Origin of the sequence: Pusillimonas noertemannii (assembly GCF_003096595.1) — a bacterium.
Classification (GTDB): domain Bacteria; phylum Pseudomonadota; class Gammaproteobacteria; order Burkholderiales; family Burkholderiaceae_B; genus Pusillimonas; species Pusillimonas noertemannii.
The window spans coordinates 73993-91496 of record NZ_QEKO01000003.1 but is presented as its reverse complement, the minus strand read 5'-3'; the positions used below and the strand labels follow the sequence as shown (position 1 = coordinate 91496).

The 17504-nt window shown below is 63.6% G+C and carries 18 protein-coding genes and 1 tRNA gene; 13 read left to right on the top strand and 6 right to left on the bottom strand.

The features are described from left to right. Window positions 1–30 precede the first annotated feature (30 nt). Both xerD and C7440_RS11575 read left to right on the top strand, forming a co-directional pair. On the top strand, window positions 31–930 hold the full coding sequence (xerD, locus tag C7440_RS11580; protein WP_017524690.1) for a site-specific tyrosine recombinase XerD: 900 nt from the start codon (window positions 31–33) through the stop codon (window positions 928–930). Between the two features lie 15 nt (window positions 931–945). Continuing rightward, a complete protein-coding gene (locus C7440_RS11575; protein WP_017524691.1) occupies window positions 946–1440 on the top strand; it encodes an aminoacyl-tRNA deacylase in 495 nt (164 codons plus the stop codon). 78 nt (window positions 1441–1518) lie between these two features. Here C7440_RS11575 and C7440_RS11570 read toward each other — a convergent pair whose 3' ends face one another. From C7440_RS11570 to C7440_RS11560, 3 genes are all read right to left on the bottom strand, one after another. Then, window positions 1519–2433 carry an SDR family NAD(P)-dependent oxidoreductase gene (locus tag C7440_RS11570; RefSeq protein ID WP_116518880.1) on the bottom strand — a complete coding sequence of 305 codons (915 nt, stop codon included), beginning with the start codon at window positions 2431–2433 and terminating at the stop codon, window positions 1519–1521. Window positions 2434–2463: 30 nt separating this feature from the next. Then, window positions 2464–3309: an enoyl-CoA hydratase/isomerase family protein gene (locus tag C7440_RS11565; protein WP_243410894.1), complete on the bottom strand. Its 846-nt coding sequence runs from the start codon at window positions 3307–3309 to the stop codon at window positions 2464–2466. Between the two features lie 72 nt (window positions 3310–3381). After that, window positions 3382–4200, bottom strand: a complete 819-nt coding sequence (locus C7440_RS11560; protein ID WP_116518636.1) for a helix-turn-helix transcriptional regulator — start codon at window positions 4198–4200, stop codon at window positions 3382–3384. A 128-nt stretch (window positions 4201–4328) separates the two neighbouring features. On the opposite strand from C7440_RS11560, the gene C7440_RS11555 reads away from it, so the two are divergent. From C7440_RS11555 to C7440_RS11545, 3 genes are all read left to right on the top strand, one after another. Further along, complete coding sequence (locus tag C7440_RS11555) at window positions 4329–5486, top strand: ABC transporter substrate-binding protein (protein WP_116518635.1); 1158 nt, start codon at window positions 4329–4331, stop codon at window positions 5484–5486. A gap of 23 nt (window positions 5487–5509) precedes the next feature. After that, a complete protein-coding gene (locus C7440_RS11550) occupies window positions 5510–7234 on the top strand; it encodes an AMP-binding protein (protein WP_116518634.1) in 1725 nt (574 codons plus the stop codon). A 177-nt stretch (window positions 7235–7411) separates the two neighbouring features. Next, window positions 7412–8131 carry a hypothetical protein gene (locus C7440_RS11545; protein WP_017524698.1) on the top strand — a complete coding sequence of 240 codons (720 nt, stop codon included), beginning with the start codon at window positions 7412–7414 and terminating at the stop codon, window positions 8129–8131. 92 nt (window positions 8132–8223) lie between these two features. Here the strand turns inward: C7440_RS11545 and C7440_RS11540 are convergent. Beyond that, window positions 8224–8298: transfer RNA gene (locus C7440_RS11540), tRNA-Arg, on the bottom strand. Between the two features lie 134 nt (window positions 8299–8432). Continuing rightward, entirely contained in the window at window positions 8433–8699 is a 267-nt protein-coding gene (locus C7440_RS11535) for a c-type cytochrome (RefSeq protein WP_116518633.1), read from the bottom strand. A 109-nt stretch (window positions 8700–8808) separates the two neighbouring features. Here C7440_RS11535 and C7440_RS11530 point away from each other — a divergent pair, with 109 nt between their 5' ends. From C7440_RS11530 to miaA, 6 genes are all read left to right on the top strand, one after another. Then, complete coding sequence (locus tag C7440_RS11530; protein WP_017524700.1) at window positions 8809–9396, top strand: TetR/AcrR family transcriptional regulator; 588 nt, start codon at window positions 8809–8811, stop codon at window positions 9394–9396. Between the two features lie 175 nt (window positions 9397–9571). Further along, window positions 9572–10123 carry a bifunctional alanine racemase/tRNA (adenosine(37)-N6)-threonylcarbamoyltransferase complex ATPase subunit type 1 TsaE gene (locus C7440_RS11525; protein ID WP_017524701.1) on the top strand — a complete coding sequence of 184 codons (552 nt, stop codon included), beginning with the start codon at window positions 9572–9574 and terminating at the stop codon, window positions 10121–10123. Beyond that, on the top strand, window positions 10054–11421 hold the full coding sequence (locus tag C7440_RS11520) for an N-acetylmuramoyl-L-alanine amidase (protein WP_026067981.1): 1368 nt from the start codon (window positions 10054–10056) through the stop codon (window positions 11419–11421). Before C7440_RS11525 ends, C7440_RS11520 begins: the two co-directional genes overlap by 70 nt. Window positions 11422–11507: 86 nt before the next feature. Then, a complete protein-coding gene (locus tag C7440_RS11515) occupies window positions 11508–12125 on the top strand; it encodes an exopolysaccharide biosynthesis protein (RefSeq protein ID WP_116518632.1) in 618 nt (205 codons plus the stop codon). Between the two features lie 18 nt (window positions 12126–12143). Continuing rightward, window positions 12144–14036 carry a DNA mismatch repair endonuclease MutL gene (gene mutL / locus C7440_RS11510; RefSeq protein ID WP_116518631.1) on the top strand — a complete coding sequence of 631 codons (1893 nt, stop codon included), beginning with the start codon at window positions 12144–12146 and terminating at the stop codon, window positions 14034–14036. Then, window positions 14033–14974, top strand: a complete 942-nt coding sequence (miaA, locus tag C7440_RS11505; protein ID WP_017524705.1) for a tRNA (adenosine(37)-N6)-dimethylallyltransferase MiaA — start codon at window positions 14033–14035, stop codon at window positions 14972–14974. Before mutL ends, miaA begins: the two co-directional genes overlap by 4 nt. On the opposite strand, the gene purM is transcribed toward miaA, so the two are convergent. Beyond that, window positions 14967–16016: a phosphoribosylformylglycinamidine cyclo-ligase gene (gene purM / locus C7440_RS11500; protein WP_116518630.1), complete on the bottom strand. Its 1050-nt coding sequence runs from the start codon at window positions 16014–16016 to the stop codon at window positions 14967–14969. The genes miaA and purM overlap by 8 nt on opposite strands. 77 nt (window positions 16017–16093) lie before the next feature. On the opposite strand from purM, the gene hda reads away from it, so the two are divergent. Next, window positions 16094–16801, top strand: a complete 708-nt coding sequence (gene hda / locus C7440_RS11495) for a DnaA regulatory inactivator Hda (protein ID WP_116518629.1) — start codon at window positions 16094–16096, stop codon at window positions 16799–16801. Then, complete coding sequence (locus C7440_RS11490; protein ID WP_017524708.1) at window positions 16798–17499, top strand: HAD family hydrolase; 702 nt, start codon at window positions 16798–16800, stop codon at window positions 17497–17499. The genes hda and C7440_RS11490 overlap by 4 nt, the downstream gene beginning before the upstream one ends. The last annotated feature ends 5 nt before the right edge of the window (window positions 17500–17504 follow it).

Sequence of the window (17504 nt, the reverse complement as noted above, 5' to 3'; positions counted from 1 at the left end):
TTCCCTTTCTTTTGCCTTACGGGCCGCGCCTTGGATTTTGCCCCACCCGCCTCGATCGACAGTTTTCTGGACGCCGTCTGGCTCGAGGACGGACTGGCGGAAAACACCTTGTCCGCCTACCGGCGCGACCTGACCGCCTTCGCGCGCTGGCTGCATGAGCAGCATCGCAAGGACATCGACGCCGCACAGGCCGCCGACATCCAGGACTGGTTCGTCGCCCGGCACGCAAGCTCCAAGGCCACCACCGCCAACCGGCGCCTGGCGGCCTTGAAACGCTACTACCTCTGGGCGCTGCGCCAGGGCCGGGTGGGCGCCGACCCCTGCCTCACGCTCAAGGCCGCCAAGCAGGCGGCGCGCTTTCCCAAGACCTTGTCCGAAGAGCAGGTGGACGCCCTGCTGCAGGCGCCCGACGACGGCACGCCGCGCGGCCTGCGCGACCGGGCCATGCTCGAGACCCTGTACGCAACGGGACTGAGGGTTTCCGAGCTGGTCGGCCTGAACCTGCTCGACGTCAACCTGAACGAAGGCGTGGTGCGCGTGAACATGGGCAAGGGCGGCAAGGACAGGCTGGTGCCCCTGGGCCAGGAAGCCGCGCACTGGATAGAGCGCTATCTGGCCGAGGCGCGGCCAGCGCTGCTGGGTTCGCGCCGCTGCGACGCCCTTTTCGTCACGGCCCGGGCCGCGCCCATGACGCGCCAGTCTTTCTGGCTGATCGTGCGCAAGCACGCCCTGCAGGCCGACATACACGTACCCTTGTCGCCCCACGTGGTGCGCCATGCCTTCGCCACCCATCTGCTGAACCACGGCGCCGACCTGCGCGTGGTGCAGATGCTGCTGGGGCATTCCGACATCTCCACCACCCAGATCTATACGCATGTCGCGCGCGAACGGCTGAAGACACTGCACGCCAGGCATCATCCCCGCGGCTGATAACCGGAACCTCTCATGGCCAAGGACAAACACATCTCGGAAACGCCCGCCACGCAACTGCTGCGGCGGAACAAGGTCGAGTTCGGCGAACACCCTTATGAATACGTCGACCATGGCGGTGCCATGGAGTCGTCGCGCCAGCTGGGCGTGGACCCGCAGCAGGTGGCCAAGACGCTGATCATGGAAGACGAGAACGGCCAGCCGCTGGTCGTGCTGATGCATGGCGACTGCGAGGTCTCGACCAAGAATCTGGCCCGCCAGATCGGCGCAAAGAAGGTGGCGCCCTGCGCGCCCGCGACGGCGCAACGGCATTCAGGCTATATGGTGGGCGGCACCTCGCCCTTCGCCACCCGCAAGAAGATGCCGGTATGGGTGGAAGAATCGCTGCTCGACTACCCCGTCATCTACCTGAACGGCGGCCGGCGAGGCTATCTGATCAGCCTCGCCCCCTCGGTCGTTGTGCAGTTGCTGGGCGCCAGGCCGGTCCAGGCCGCGCTGCCCAAGCATTGATCGCGCCCGGCTTGGCCCCGGGGCGACTCTGGAACCGCCGCGCAACCGTGGCCGCGCAAGCCGGCAAAGCGCCCGCGGCTAGTCCTGGCCCGGCATGGGAATGCCGTAGGTTTGCAGTTCCGTGCCCACCGTGCTGCTCCACAGCCGCGCTATCTGCCCGGCCGTCCATCCGCCCGGGCTGTAGGCATGGCGTATCTCTTGCGGATGGCTCCACAGCGAGAGCTTGTCGCCGCCCAGGCCTATGCATTGTCCCGTAATGCCCTGCGCCGCCTGCGAAGCCAGGAACACGAACAGGGGCGCCACGTCTTCCGGCAGGCCCAGGCCCATGCCGGCGCGCAACTCGGACGGCAGCGCCTTGCCCTGGGCCACCATTTCCGCATAAGGCGCCATGGCCGGTATGCTGGCCACCATCTGGGTAAACGCCATGGGCAGCACCGCATTCACCGTCACGCCCATGCGGTCGCACTCCAGGGCCCAGGTACGGGCAAAGGCGGCGATGCCGGCCTTGGCCGCCGCGTAGTTGGTCTGGCCGAAGTTGCCGCGCTGGCCGGCCAGAGACGAAACCAGGATAAGCCGCCCGCCCCCGCCCTGCTCGCGAAAGCGCCGCACCGCGGCCCGCGCGCAGGTGAAGGTGCCGCGCAGGTGGGTCTCGATGACGGAGTCGAAATCATCGTCCGACATGTTCCACAACACCTTGTCGCGCAAGATGCCCGCATTGGCGCACATGATGTCCAGCCGGCCGAAGGCATCCACGGCCCTGTCGATGCAGCGTTGCGCGGCCTGCGAGGAACCTATGGCCACGACCTCGGCCACCGCCCTGCCCCCTTCGGCCTGTATGGCGTCCACCGCCTCTTGGGCCGCGCTCTCGTCAACGTCGTTGACGACCACTGCCGCTCCCGCCTTGGCGAGCGCCTTCGATACCGCCAGGCCCAGCCCCTTGCCGCCACCCGTGACGACGGCCACTTTTCCGTTGAGTTCTATTTCAGTTGCCATGTGCATGCCCATTGATTTGCTCGAACCGCGCTACCTGCCCCGGTACACCGGGGCACGCTTCTCCATGAAGGCGCGCGGCCCTTCCCGCGCGTCTTCGCTGGCCATGACTTTGCGATAAGCCTGCTTTTCAAGCTTGAAGGCCTCCTGCTCGGGCAGCCCGATGGAATCCACCGCCGTCCTCTTGATCGCGGCGACGGCCAGGGGCGCGTTGTCGGCAATGCGCCGCGCCAGGCGCTGGGCCAGGGGAAGCACCTCGGGACCGTGCACCACGTAGTTCAGCAATCCCAATTGCAAGGCCTTCTGCGCATCGATCGCCTCGCCCGTTAGCATCAGTTCCATCGCCTGGCAATAAGGCAGCTGCTGTGGCAGCCGCGCCAGGGAGCCGGCAAAGGGCATAAGGCCTCTTTGCACCTCGGGCCAGGCAAAACGGGATTCGTGCGAGGCCACACGGATGTCGGTGCCCAGCAGAAGCTCCGCGCCCGCGGCCACGCATACGCCGTTGACGGCGGCGATGATGGGTTTGCCCATGGCCCCGTCGCACAAGGACGACACCGGCATGACCTGCGGGTCGTTCAGCAGGCGCTCGTCCCAGTGGTCTTGCGGCGGCTTGTCGCCGGTAAGCAGCGGCAAGGTTCGGCCGAGGTCTCCTCCGGCGCAGAACGCCCTGTCGCCCGCACCGGTAAGAATCACAGCCCGTATCGTATCGTCATCGCGCGAATCGGCCAGGGCGTCCGCCAGGCGGCACAGCATTTCAGGCGTGAGCGCATTATGGGCCTGCGGCCGGTTCAATGTGATCGTGGCGATGTGTTCGTTCTTTTCGTACTGTAGCGGCTCGGCTGCCATGGCGCGTCGTCTCCCTATGTCGTGAACGATCATAGCAAGGCCTGGAGAACATGTTGTCACCCGAAAGAATGACCGCCGGCGGGCAATGCATGCCGCGATCCACGCCTACGGCTGCGAGTCCTGGTAGCGCGCACGTTGGGCAAAGAGCTGGCTCTTGAAATTGATGCCCAGGCGCGCAAAAGCCCTATTGCGATAGGTAATGACCGTTGCCCGGCTGAGGTCGAGCTGCCGGGCGATTCCGTCATAGGTCATGCCTTGCAGAAGGCAGGCGCAGACATCTATTTCGCGCGTCGTCAACCCCTTGTCCAAGCCGGAAAGAAACAGCCTGTCGAGGTCGGCATCCGCGGCGCACAGCTGCCGGGACTGGACGGGCGCTCCGATGAGGGCAAGGTGCCGCTGCGCACCCGCGAAAAGCACGTGCGCCACGCTTTCAAATCGGCCCAGATGGCGATCGGTATAGGAGCTGTGCCCGTCATGCGCATAGATGTTGAGGCTGAGGACAGAGCCATCGCTTGTGCTCTGGGCGACCGACAAACGCTCGCGAACGTGGTTGCGCACATAGATCTGCTCGCGGTGCTCGGGGTTCTTGAATTCGTCGGCGCGAATGTGCATCAGCAGGCAGGATGCGTCTTCGTGCCTTGCGCGCACCTCGTCGAACGAGCGATCTTCGAGATACAGCTTATTGCGGTAAGCAGCGAAACAGCGCCTCGTGACGTCGAGCGGCTGAAGGCTATGCGACATGAGCAGGACAGGCGATTGATCGCGCCAGACCCGATAAAGCGAAAACGACCCGGCAGGCAACAGATGATTGAGACGGGTAAGCAATGTCTCGCCAAAGGCGCTGGCGCCCATTTGCAATACCAGTTCGGACATCACCGCCTGCGCGCTGTACGTTGCCGAAGTTGTGACTTCCCAGCTTCTCATAGCGTATCGACCTTGGGACGTGTCCTCATTTTTGATGACATGGATGACCGCGGGCGCTTGCTACCATGCCTTGGCCGCTGGTCAAAGCACCAGGGAGGCGCAAGACATTATAAATATTGGGGACGAAAATGAAACTAGTGCAGCAATTGCGCCGCCTGGCCTTGGCCGCGGTGGTGGGAACGATGCCCATGGCCGCCCAGGCCGACATCAATGTAGGAGTCATCCTGTCGCTGACGGGGCCGGGTGCATCGCTGGGCCTGCCCGAACAGAAAGCGGTGCAGTTGTGGCCTGCATCGATCGCAGGCCACAAGCTGAACGTGACGGTGCTTAATGACGCCACAGACGTCAGCCAGGCATCGCGGGCGGCGTCCAAGCTGATCGCCGAAAACAACGTGGACATCATCGTGGGCTCCAGCCTGACTCCCCCGAGCCTGGCCATCACAGAGGTTGCGGCGCGGCACAGCACCCCTGTAATTTCCCTGGGCGGCGGCAGCGCCATCGTCGAACCGCTGGAAGGACATCGCACCTGGGCATTCAAGGTCAGCGCGCCCGAAAAATATGCCGTCGCCCTGATTCTGGACCACATGAAGCAACAGAAGGTCGGCCGCGTAGGGGCGATTGCGATCTCCACGGCCTACGGCGAGGGCTATGTGCAGAAACTCAACGAGCTCGCGCCTTCATACGATATTGAAGTGACGGGTGTGGAACGCTATAACCAGACGGATCAAAGCGTTACCGCCCAGGTCACGAGACTGGCGGTGGGCAAGCCCGATGCGGTGCTCATCATCAGCGCCGGCACGCCAGGGGCTCTGCCGCAGCTCGAGCTGAAGAAGCGCGGCTACAAGGGCCTTGTCTACCAGACCCAGGGCGTTGCCAACAACGACTTCCTGCGCGTAGGCGGAAAAGACGTGGAGGGCGCGTTCATCGCCTTGTCGCCCCTGATGGTGGCTTCGCAACTGGATGCCGGCAATCCCATCCGCGAGCACGCCATGGACTTCATCGAGCGCTATGAAAACGCATTCAGCCCGGACACCGCGGGCATATTTGCAGCCTCGGCCTGGGACGCCATGCTGATCCTCAAGCACGCTGCGGCAGACGCCGTCTCCAAGGCACAACCCGGCACCGAGGCATTCCGCCGCGCCTTGAGAGACAGCCTGGAGAACAGCCGGGACGTCACGACTTCCACTGCGGTCTACAACTTCAGTTCCACGGATCACAACGGAGTGGATGAACGATCCCAGGTCATGGCGCGCATCCAGGACGGCAAGTGGATTTACGTCAAATAACGATAGAGAAAGCGGAGCGAGACATGGGTGTGGCAAAGGACCGGGCATTGTGGACGGCGGATACGGACGGCGCCGAATTGCTCGACAGCACGATCGGCGACCTGTTCGACCAGCGGGTGGCCGACACGCCGGAACGTGAAGCAGTCGTATATTCATATCCCGAGCTCGGCGTCGACCTCCGCCTGGACTATAGGGCTTTCCAGGCCAGGGTGAATCAATTGGCCAAGGGATTGATGCAGCTTGGCGTAGAAGCGGGCGCAAAGGTGGCCGTGCTGGCGCCGAACCTTCCCGAATGGCTGACACTCGAATTTGCCCTGGCCAAGGTCGGCGCGGTACTGGTTACCGTCAACACAGGCTATCGCAAGTCCGAACTGGAGTATCTGTTGCGCAATGGCGATATACACACCCTGTTCACCGTGGGCTCGTATCGCAACAACTCATATCTGCAATCTCTGGACGAACTGGTGCCTGAACTCGCCAGCCATAGGAGCCCGGCGAGCAGCGCCTTGCAGGCCGCCGCCCTGCCGCGCCTGCAGCGCGTGGTATTGATCGGTGAAGGCTCCCACCCCGGCTGCATGGCCTACCGCGACGTGGTGGCGCTTGGCGTACTGGTGGACGACGATCGCCTGAGACGCCGGCAAGCTTCGGTAAGCCCACAGGACGTCGCCCAGATCCAGTACACCAGCGGCACCACAGGCAAGCCAAAAGGGGTGATGCTGACGCACCACAGTACCCTGAATAACGCCCTGCTGACCGCGCACCGCGCGGGTCTGGGCGAGGCGGAACGCTTCCTTTGCTGCATGCCCCTGTTTCACGCGGCGGGTTGCGTCGTCAATGCACTGGGCACCCTGTTGACCTCGGGCACGCTGATCATGGGCATCTATTTCGATGCCCGGAAAATGCTTGAACTGATCCACGCAGAGAAAGCCACAGTCATCAATATGGTGCCCACCATGCTGATCGCCCTGCTGAACGATCCATTGTTTCAAGAAGGCAAATTCAACACCCGCAGCATCACCAAGATGATTACGGGGGGTACCTCGATACCGGTCGTCCTGATTGAAGAAGTGCACCGGAAGATCGGCGGAAATCCGACCGTCGTGCTGGGCCTGACCGAGGCCAGCCCCATCGTGTGCCAGACGCAAGCCGAAGACAGCTTCGTACTTAAATCATCGACCGTGGGCACGCCCCTGCCGCATACGAGCGTGAAAATTGCCGACAGTGCAACGGGCGAGCCCGTGGGCTTCAACGAGCCCGGAGAAATCCAGGTCAAGGGCTATCTGGTCATGAAGGGCTATTACCTGCTGCCCGAAGAAACAGCCAAGGCGATCGATGCGGAGGGCTGGTTTCGCACCGGCGACCTGGGAACCATGGATGAGCGGGGCTATGTGCGCGTTATCGGCCGATTGAAGGACATGATCATCCGCGGCGGCGAAAACATCTATCCCGTTGAAATCGAAGAATTCCTGTTGCGCCATGAAGAAGTCGAACAGGCGGCCGTCGTGGCCGTGCCCGACGACTACATGGGCGAGGAGGCCGCGGCGGTGCTGAGGCTGTCAAAAGGTTCCTCGCTGGACGCCGAACAGCTGCGCCAATACTGCCGCAGCAACATCAGCCGGCACAAGGTGCCCAAGTATTTTGTTTTCGTGGACGAGTTCCCGCTGACCGCCAGCGGCAAGATCCAGAAGAATGAGCTGCGCCAGCGGCTGCGCGACGAACTGACAAAGCCGCCCTCCGCGCCGCATTGATCGTCGCCAGGGCCCAAGCAAGCGTCCACGTCGCTCGATTCTCCGTCAAATGCCTGATGGGATTCTCTGTTGCACTCGTTCATCATCTGATGAGCAGCATCCGCTCCGCCAATGGGAGTGGGTCGTGCAGCACAGAATGGCTTTGCCCTCCCGAACTCTCGGGCACTGGAGACCATCATGAACAAAAAACATTTTCTGCTGGGCGCTGCTTGCTTGCTGATCTGCAGCGCGGCATCCGCACAGGAAGCCAAACAGAAAACAGCAATGGACGCGGGCTGGGAGGTCCAGGTCCAGCAGAAGAATGGTTCATGGCGAAGCTCGTACAAAAGATCGACGCAGGAGCGCGCACGCTATTTCGCAGGCATCGAGTGCTTGAGGTGGAAGTCGCCGATCAAAATCGTCGATACCGCGTCAGGAAAGGAGCATGCGCTTTATTGCGACCCCAGGGTCGGAAAAATCACCGACGACGGCAAGCCCGCGCCGGTCGTCCTGCTCACAGAGCCGGAAGCCAGCCAGCGCGCTAAAGACGTGAAGGCGAAATGCCAAAGCAATGCTTTCATGAGCGCCATGCTCGACTGCGACTGCATCGAGAAGAACGCCAAGGCCGAGCTGCTGCAAAGCGAGGCCCGTGTGGGGCTGGACGCCATCCTCAAGAAGGTCACACACCCCGTGAGCAAGGAATGCGTCAGCCGCACAAATGCGTATGCATGGACCCGGAATTCCTGTGTATCAGTAATGAAAAGCCACCGGCCGCAGGACGTGGAGGAGTTCTGCAGTTGTACGGCGGACGCAACGGCATCCGGCTTCGTGAAAGACCCGACGTTCAACCTCGCCCACTACGAAAGGCTGCGCAATGCGGCGATGAAGCAATGCGGGCTTGGCAGGAAGGTGGGTTGACGGCGGTTGAGCCAAGCGCCCGAGTTGGCGCTGCGACCGGGGCGGCCGCCGGCCCGTCGCTGGCGCCCCCCTGGCTTGGCGCCCCTCTGGCCTGGCGCCCCCGGCAGGAATCGAACCTGCAATCTTCCCTTAGGAGGGGAAAGTTATATCCATTTAACTACAGGGGCGAGGCAGCGAAAGTATAGCAGGCGGCGAGGCGGCGCCCGCCTTGCCGCCCGCCCATTGAACAGCTCTCGATAGAGTCCCAGCCGCCTTCAAAACAGGCCTGATCGGTTCCGCACCTGAATCGATCCCCTTTGGCTCAACTGGCGGGCTTTTTCAGGCAGTCGCTCATGCAGCGCGCGTTCTTGGCGTCGGGACGATCGTCGACATAAAAACCGTCGCGGTTGGGCATCTTGACCTGAGGCAGGTTCTTCGCGTCAAGTGTTGCGTCCTCGTCCAATATGCCGTTCATGTAAAGAATATACGCCGTCACACTGTAGACCAGGGCGGGCCACGGCGGGGTGCCCTTCAGGTCGGCGCCATGACAGGCCAGGCAATTCGCCTGGTAGACCTGCTTGCCCTGCATGGCTCTACCTGAACCCGGCGGCAAATCCGGGATTTTGCGAAAGCGACGGTAAAATATTGATTCTTTTGACTAAGTCAGCATTCTTCCTGCCACGCAAAGGTGTCCACCCGTGACCGACACGTCCCTAACCCAACTGTCATCCAAAGAGCGCATCGCCAAGGTGGCCGCCAAGCTCTTTGCCGAGCGCGGCTATCACGCGGTGGGTGTCAATGATCTGTGCGAGGCGGCAGGCCTGAGCCGGGGCGCCCTGTATCACCACATTCAAAGCAAGGAACACGTTCTGGAGGAAATCTGCAGCAGCTATATGTCGCAACTGGGCGTGCTGGCGCGGCGTACACTCGAGCAGGAATCCGACCCGCAAGCCCAATTGCGCAAGCTGGGATTCGACCTGATAGACATCATCGCCCGCCACAAGGCCGAGCTGACCGTCTGCTTTCGTGAAATACAGTCGTTTACGGCGGAGCGGCGCGAAAAAATCCTGGCGTTTCATGCCGCTTATGAATCCGCCTGGGTCCATGCGCTGAAGGCCGGCCACGCCGCGGGCAGCTTTCGGCCCTATTCCAAGACCCGCCTGAAAGGGCTGCTGGGCATGTATTACTACAGCTATATCTGGATTCGGCCCAATCATCCTGAAATGATCCGGGAAACGGCGGACACCTTCCACGACATCGTATTGCAGGCCGTATTGGCGAACTGATCCCGCCTGGCTGTTGTATGCGCGCAAATGTCCGGATAAGGCAACGGGCGCAATTTTTTCTTTTCCAGGCCGGCCTCGGGTCTGGAATTCAAAGTCCGGGATAATAAGTACGGGCCCTCTGCAAGCAGCCATGCACTGCGGCCGACGCCTGCGTCCCGCCCCTTCCACCGAAAAAATGATTATGCAAAATTATCAGGTTTTAGAAGAAATTAGCATCTATTTGATCGATGAAGAGCACACATCCCTGCTGGCGCAGCAGCTCGCCCCCCTTTTGCTCGCACCTGGCGAACAGGGCGGGGCCGGCGGCCGGATACATCTGAAAGGCGAGCTGGGAGCGGGCAAGACCCACTTTGTGCGGGCCTTGTTGCGGGCCTGCGGGGTGGCGGGAAGAATCAAGAGCCCCAGCTATGCCCTGCTTGAAACCTATAAAGTTTCTAACTTATACTTCTATCATCTTGATTTTTATAGATTTAGCGATCCCAGGGAGTGGGTGGACGCAGGATTCCGAGATCTCCTGCAAAAACAAGCAGTTGTGTTGATCGAGTGGCCGGAACAGGCCGGCTCGCTTTTACCGCCTCCCGACCTCGAGATATCCCTGGATTATGCGGGCGCCGGTCGACTGGCGCGCCTTACCGCCTATAGCAACAAAGGAAAATCATGGCTGACTTCAATGGTGCTCCCCCCGCAGGAATTTCCGCCCAGGGACTCGCCCGCCGCCGAGTCCTAGCCACCGCCACCACCTTGCTGGTGCTGCCGGTCTTGCCCCGCCTGGCGCACGCCGCCACCATACTCGCCGTACGTACCTGGCCCGCCGACGAATACACACGCGTCACCCTCGAGATGGACAGCGAGCTGAAGGCCGAACATTTCACGCTCGAAAACCCCGATCGCTTGGTCGTCGACATCGAAGGCCTGAGCATGAATGGCAAGCTCAACGACCTGGTGTCCAAGATCCGCCCCAACGACCCCTATATTGCATCGGTCAGGGTCGGCCAGAACAGGCCCGACGTCATCCGCATGGTGCTTGACCTGAAGCAGCCCATCGCTCCACAGGTCTTTACCCTGAAGCCCATCGGCGAATACAAGTACCGCCTGGTCCTCGACCTTTACCCCCAGGTGGCCCAAGACCCTCTGCTTGCCATCGCAAATTCGTTCCAGGACGAAGACCCGCTGGCGGACGTGTTGGAAAGCCTGGCGCAGAACGCCCCCGACACGGCGCCCATCCCTTCGGTCGATGGCCAGAAGCTGCCCACGAATCCCCCGGTGGCCAGAAGGCCCGCTCCGCCGGAACCGCCGGCTGCAGCCACTCCTGACTCCTCGCCTCGTCCTGTGCTGGTGGCGCTGGACCCAGGCCACGGCGGCGAAGACCCGGGCGCCATAGGCCCGCGAGGCACGCGCGAGAAAGACATCGTGCTGGCCATCGCCCGGCGCCTGAAAAAACTGATCGACGCCCAGCCCAATATGCGCGCCTATCTTACCCGGGACAACGATTTCTTCGTGCCGCTGCACGTTCGGGTACAAAAGGCGCGCCGGGTAAAGGCCGACCTGTTCGTCTCGATTCATGCCGACGCATGGATCAAGCCCTCGGCGCGCGGCTCATCGGTATATGCGCTGTCGCAGAACGGCGCCACCAGCACCACGGCGCGGTGGCTGGCCCAAAAAGAAAACAATGCCGATCTGGTCGGCGGCGTCAATCTGGGCTCCCACAACAAGCAGGTCGCCAAGGTGCTGCTCGAGCTGTCGACCACGGCGCAGATCAATGATTCGATGAAAGTGGGCGGCAACGTGCTGTCGGAAATCGGCAAGATCAATCGCCTGCATAAAAAGCGTGTCGAGCGGGCGGGCTTTGCCGTCCTGAAGGCGCCCGACATCCCTTCGATCCTCGTCGAAACGGCCTTTATCAGCAACCCCGAAGAAGAGCGCCTTCTGCGCAGTTCGGCGCATCAGGACCGCATCGCCCGCGCCATGCTTACAGGCATAAGCGGCTATTTCGCCTCCGGCCCGGGCCTGGCCCGGCGCGCCTGATCGGCGGGGCTCCGGGCCCCGCCATCGCCCCTTGCCTCTGGTTGAAAACTGCTACCATAAGAGTCGGCTTACTCTTCAAATACCAGATGCAATTCAGCGACACCCGCACCCCGCTCAGCGAGACTCTGTCCCAGGCAGTCGACGGCATCGAAGGCGATACCGTCACACTGCGCAAACTGATGACCGCCATCGGCGAACAGGGCCTGCTGGTGCTGTGTGCCATCGCCACCCTGCCCTTTCTTATTCCGGTTTCCATTCCGGGGGTTTCCACGGTGTTCGGTGCGGCCATCGTGCTGCTGGCCGCGGCCGTAACCATGAACCGCCTTCCGTGGCTGCCGCAACGCATTCTCGACCGCCCTCTCGAAACAGCCAAACTTCTGCCGGCGCTGCGCAAGGGCGTGGCCATCGTGTCCAAGCTCGATGCCTGGGTATTGCCGCGCATCATGATGCTTACCACGGGGCCCATGGCTCGCTTCAACGGATTGGTGCTGGTGTTTGCCGGCCTGCTGCTGATGGCGCCCTTTGGCCTGGTGCCGTTCTCCAATACTGCGCCGGCTGTGGCTATTTTGCTGCTGACCATGGGCATGCTTCAGCGAGACGGCCTGTTCGTCCTGCTGGGCTATGTGGCCACCGTACTGACGGTCATCTATTTTTCCGTGCTGTTCTATGCCGCCTGGCAGGCGGGCGGCGCCCTGTTCGGTTAGGGGCAGCGCCTTAATCACATGCCAGAACGACGCTCCATTGCCCCGCTTCCCGATCTTCTGGTCAGCCAGATTGCGGCCGGCGAAGTCATTGAACGGCCCGCCTCGGTCCTGAAAGAGATCCTCGAGAACGCCATCGACGCGGGCGCGCAAAGCATCGAGATCCGGCTCGAGGGCGGCGGCATACGCCGCATCGCCGTCGGCGACGACGGCTCGGGCATTCCGCGCGACGAACTCGGTCTTGCGCTGACCCGGCACGCCACCAGCAAGATACATTCGCTGGACGAGCTCGAATCCGTCGCCTCGATGGGGTTTCGCGGCGAAGCGCTGGCTTCCATTGCCTCGGTGGCGCGCCTGACCCTGATTTCGCGCACCGCCCACGACGACCATGCCTGGCAACTGGAGCCCGGTTCACCCGCGCCCGAAGCCGCGGCCGGCCCGGTGGGCACCACGGTGGACATCCGTCAGATCTTTCATGATATTCCGGCCCGCCGCAAGTTCCTGCGCGCCGAAGCCACCGAGTATGGCCATTGCGTGGACGCGCTGGAACGCATCGCGCTGGCGCATCCGCATGTGGCCTTCCGCCTCTTTCACAACGACAAGCCGCAAAAGCACTGGCGCGCGGGCCCCATCCAGCAACGCGTGCTCGATGTGCTGGGCCGCGAGTTCTGCGAGCAATCGCTCGACATCGAGCTCGAAGCCGGCCTGATCGCACTGCGCGGCATGGTGATACGGCCCGCGTTTGCGCGGCCCCGCGCCGACAAGCAATATCTGTATGTCAATGGACGCTACGTGCGCGACCGCGTCGTCGCTCACGCCATCCGGCAGGCCTACGCCGACGTGCTTCACGGCGACAGGCAGCCCGCCTACGTGCTTTTCCTGTCCGTCGACCCGGCCACCGTCGACGTCAACGTCCACCCGGCCAAGCACGAGATCCGTTTCCGCGAAAGCGGAGCCGTGCACCGTTTCGTCGCGCAAGCCGTAGGCCAGGCGCTGGCTCACGTCGCGGGGGCTTCGCACCCCTCCACTGCGCATCAGCCTGATGCGGAACACGCTGCGGCCCCAGCAGGCCTGCCGCTGGGGGCCGAGGCACGCGGCGGCCCCGTCGGCCATGCTCCCGCAGCGCCGCCTGGCGAGGCCTATCATCAGGCCGGGCGCCAGGCGCCTCCCGCGCACGGCGGCTACGGCTTTACCCCCAGGCAGGCGGCATTCCGCCTGAACGACCCCTCGCGAAACCAGGGCGAAGACTGGCGCACGCTGTACCGCCCGCTGGAAGTGCAAGCCGCGGCGCGGCCGGCAACCGCAGCGCCGCCCGACCGGGACGAAGAGGAATTCCCCCTGGGCATGGCCCTGGGCCAGCTCCATGGCGTCTACATTCTGGCGCAGAACCGCGATGGACTCATTCTTGTGGACATGCACGCGGCCCACGAGCGGGTGGTGTACGAGCAGCTCAAGAACGCCATGGACGCCCGGGATCTTCCGCGCCAGGAACTCCTGGTGCCCGTCGTGTTCTCGGCCACTGAAAAAGAACTCGGCCTGATCGAAGAACATGAAGACAGCCTGGCCGGGCTGGGCCTTACGCTGCGGCCTTCGGGCCCGGCCGCCATCATGGTGCGCGCCGTGCCGGCCCTGCTGGCCCACGGCGACGTCGAATCGCTGGCCCGGGGCGTGCTGCGCGACCTGGCCCAGGTGGGCAGTTCCGCCCTGCTGACGGAACAGCGCAACACCCTGCTCTCGACCATGGCCTGCCATGGATCGGTGCGCGCCAATCGCCGCCTTACCCTCGACGAGATGAACGGCCTGCTGCGGCAGATGGAACGCACCGAGCGGGCCGATCAATGCAATCACGGCCGACCCACGTGGATACACTGGAAGCTGGGTGAGCTCGACCGCTTCTTCCTGCGCGGTCAATGAACATCCCCATCGTCTGCATTGCAGGGCCCACCGCGGCCGGGAAAAGCGCCTCGATGCAGGCCCTCGCCGCCCAATGGCCCATCGAGATCATCAATGTCGACTCGGCCACCATCTATCGCGGCATGGACATCGGCACGGCCAAGCCTTCGGCCGAAGAGCGCAAGCTCATACCGCATCATCTGCTGGACATCCGCGACCCGGTCGAAAGCTATTCGGCGGCGGCGTTCCACGACGACGCCCTGCGCCTGATCGGGGAAATCTACGCCCGCGGCCGCATTCCCGTGCTGTGTGGCGGCACCATGCTGTATTACAAGGCCTTGCGCGAAGGCCTCGACGACCTGCCCCGCGCCGACCCGCAGCTGCGGGCGCAGATCGATGCCCGGGCGAAAGAGCTCGGCTGGCCGGCCCTGCATCGCGAGCTGGCAGCCGTCGATCCGCCCACGGCGGCGCGGCTGGCGCCCAACGACAGCCAGCGCATACAGCGCGCACTCGAGATATTTGGCCTGACGGGCACGCCCATGTCCCGGCTGCTGGAAAAACGGCCCGCAAGGCAAGGCGAGGGTCCTCGCTACCTGACGATCAGCCTCGAGCCCTCTGACCGCCTGGCCCTGCACGACCGCATACGCCGGCGCTATGAAGCCATGATCGAGCAGGGCCTGGTCGAGGAAGTGGCCCTGCTGCACAGCCGGCCCGACCTGCATCCCGGCCTGCCTTCGGTGCGCTGCGTGGGCTACCGCCAGCTATGGGACTACCTGGACGGTACGACTGAACTGGACGAAGCCATAGAGCGGGCGATTGCGGCCACGCGCCAGCTGGCCAAGCGCCAGCTGACCTGGCTGCGCTCTACGCCTGACCGCATGGTGGTGGATTGCCTGGCCGACGATGCGGCCGGGCAGGTTCTGCACCTGGCCAGCCGGGTATGGCGAAGCCTTAAATGACGACGGTCTGGGGCGCGTCGGCGGCCCGGGCCACGATTCGGCCGATGCGGCTGACCTGTTCGCCCTGCTGGGCCAGCGTGGCCTCTACCGCGTCGGCCTGATCGGCCGGCACCACAATGACCATGCCGATGCCGCAGTTGAACACACGGTGCATTTCAGCATCGGCCACGCCGCCATTCTGCTGCAGCCACTGGAACAGCTCGGGCAGCTGCCAGGCGTCGCGGTGAAGCTCGGCGGCCAGGCCGGGCTGGAGAATGCGCGGCACATTGTCGAGCAGGCCCCCGCCCGTAATGTGCGCCAACCCCTTGATGGCGGATCCGTGCGCCTGCAGGGCCGCCATTACCGACTTTACGTAGATGCGGGTGGGTTCCATGACCACGTCGACCAGTTGCCGGCCGTCCAGCTCTTGCGTGGGCCGGGCGTTGGCATGCGTGAGGATCTTGCGCAGCAGGGAAAAGCCGTTGGAATGCGCGCCGCTGGAGGCCAGACCCAGCACGACGTCGCCCTCGGCAATGGACTTGCCGTCGATGATGAGCGATTTTTCGACTGCGCCCACCGCAAAGCCCGCCAGGTCGTACTCGCCGTCGGGATACATGCCGGGCATTTCGGCCGTTTCGCCGCCGATGAGCGCGCAGCCGGCCAGTTCGCATCCGCGGGCAATGCCGCCCACCACGCTGGCCGCCGTATCGACCGAAAGCTTGCCGCAGGCGAAGTAATCGAGGAAGAACAGGGGCTCGGCGCCCTGGACCAGGATGTCGTTGACGCTCATGGCCACCAGGTCGACACCCACCGTATCGTGGCGCTGCCATTCGAAAGCCAGCCGAAGCTTGGTGCCCACGCCATCGGTTCCCGACACCAGCACCGGCTCTTTGAAGCGCTTGGGCACCTCGAACAGCGCGCCAAACCCCCCGATGCCGGCCATGACGCCCGCCCGCATGGTTTTGGCCGCCAACGGCTTGATTCGGTCGACGAGCGCCTCGCCGGCATCGATGTCGACGCCGGCATCGCGGTAAGTGAGGGACGCGGAATTTTTGGTAGTCATGAGAAAAGCTGTGGGATGTGTAAGAATTGCGTGTTGAACTGAATCATCCAGCGCATTTTACGCTTTTACCCCCGGCAATGCCCCGACAACTCATTCTCGACCTCCTGCCCCCCCCGCCCCCGACGCTCGACAACTTCGTCGTCGGCGACAACGCCGCAGCCGTCGACGCGCTGCGCCACTGGCAGCCGGGGCGGGCGATCTACCTGTGGGGCTCGCCCGGCAGCGGCCGCAGCCATTTGCTGCGCGCGCATTGCGCTACCCGCGGCACCCTGTATGTCGACATCGGACAAAGCGGGCATCAGTTGGCGAACCTGGCTTCCCGCGACCAGATCGACGTCCGCCTGATCGCCATCGACGACGTCGACCAGCTCGAGCCCTTTGCGCAGGCCGCCCTGTTCACCCTGTACAATCGCTGGCGCGAGGCGGCCGCCACCTCTCGGGCCTTTGCCCTGCTGCTGGCCGGCGACCGCGCGCCCATGGCCATGCCGCTGCGCGAAGACCTGCGCACCCGCCTGGGCTGGGATCTGGTCTATCGCCTTCAGCAGCTTTCCGACGACGACCGCGCCCAGGCGCTGCATGCCCGGGCCGCAGAGCGCGGCCTGCAGCTGGCTCCCGAGGTCGTCGGCTGGGTGCTTACCCACTACACCCGCGACATGAACCACCTTAGCGCCCTGATCGACGCTCTTGACCGATACTCGCTCGAAAAGCACCGGGCGATCACCCTGCCTTTATTGAAGGATCTGCTGGCGGCCGACGCGCCGCCCGACGACACGACCACCGTATGACCACCCCGAAAAACCTGGCCCTGTTCGACCTGGACCACACCCTGCTGCCGCTCGACAGCGACTATCAATGGGCCGATTTCCTGGCCCGCACCGGCCGCGCCGGCGACCCCGTCGAGGCCCAGCGCCTGAACAACGAGCTGATGGAACGCTACAATGCCGGCAACCTCACCGCCCAGGAAGCCGCCGAATTCATGCTGGGCCTGCTGGCTGCCGCCGCCACGTCCGACCTGGACCAGTGGCACGAAGTGTTCATGCGCGAGGTCATAGAGCCCAACATACTGCCGGTGGCACGCAAGCTCGTCGACCGGCACCTGCGGCAAGGCGACCTTTGCGCCATCGTCACAGCGACCAACCAGTTCGTCACCGCCCCCATTGCCCGGGCCTTCAACATTCCCCACCTCATCGCCACGGTTCCCGAGATGCGCGCGGGGCGCTACACGGGCGCCATACAAGGCGTGCCCAGCTTCAAAGAGGGCAAGGTCACGCGCGTCAACGACTGGCTGGCTTCCCGGGGGCTGAGCCTGCACAGTTTCGAGCGCTCTTATTTCTACAGCGACTCGTCCAACGACCTGCCCCTGCTCGAAGCCGTCACCGACCCCATCGCCGCCAATCCCAGCCCAGCTTTGCGGCAGGTGGCGCTGGCACGCGGCTGGCTGGTGCTGGACATTTTCAAGGACATGCAGGACGCAAAGTCCTAAAATAC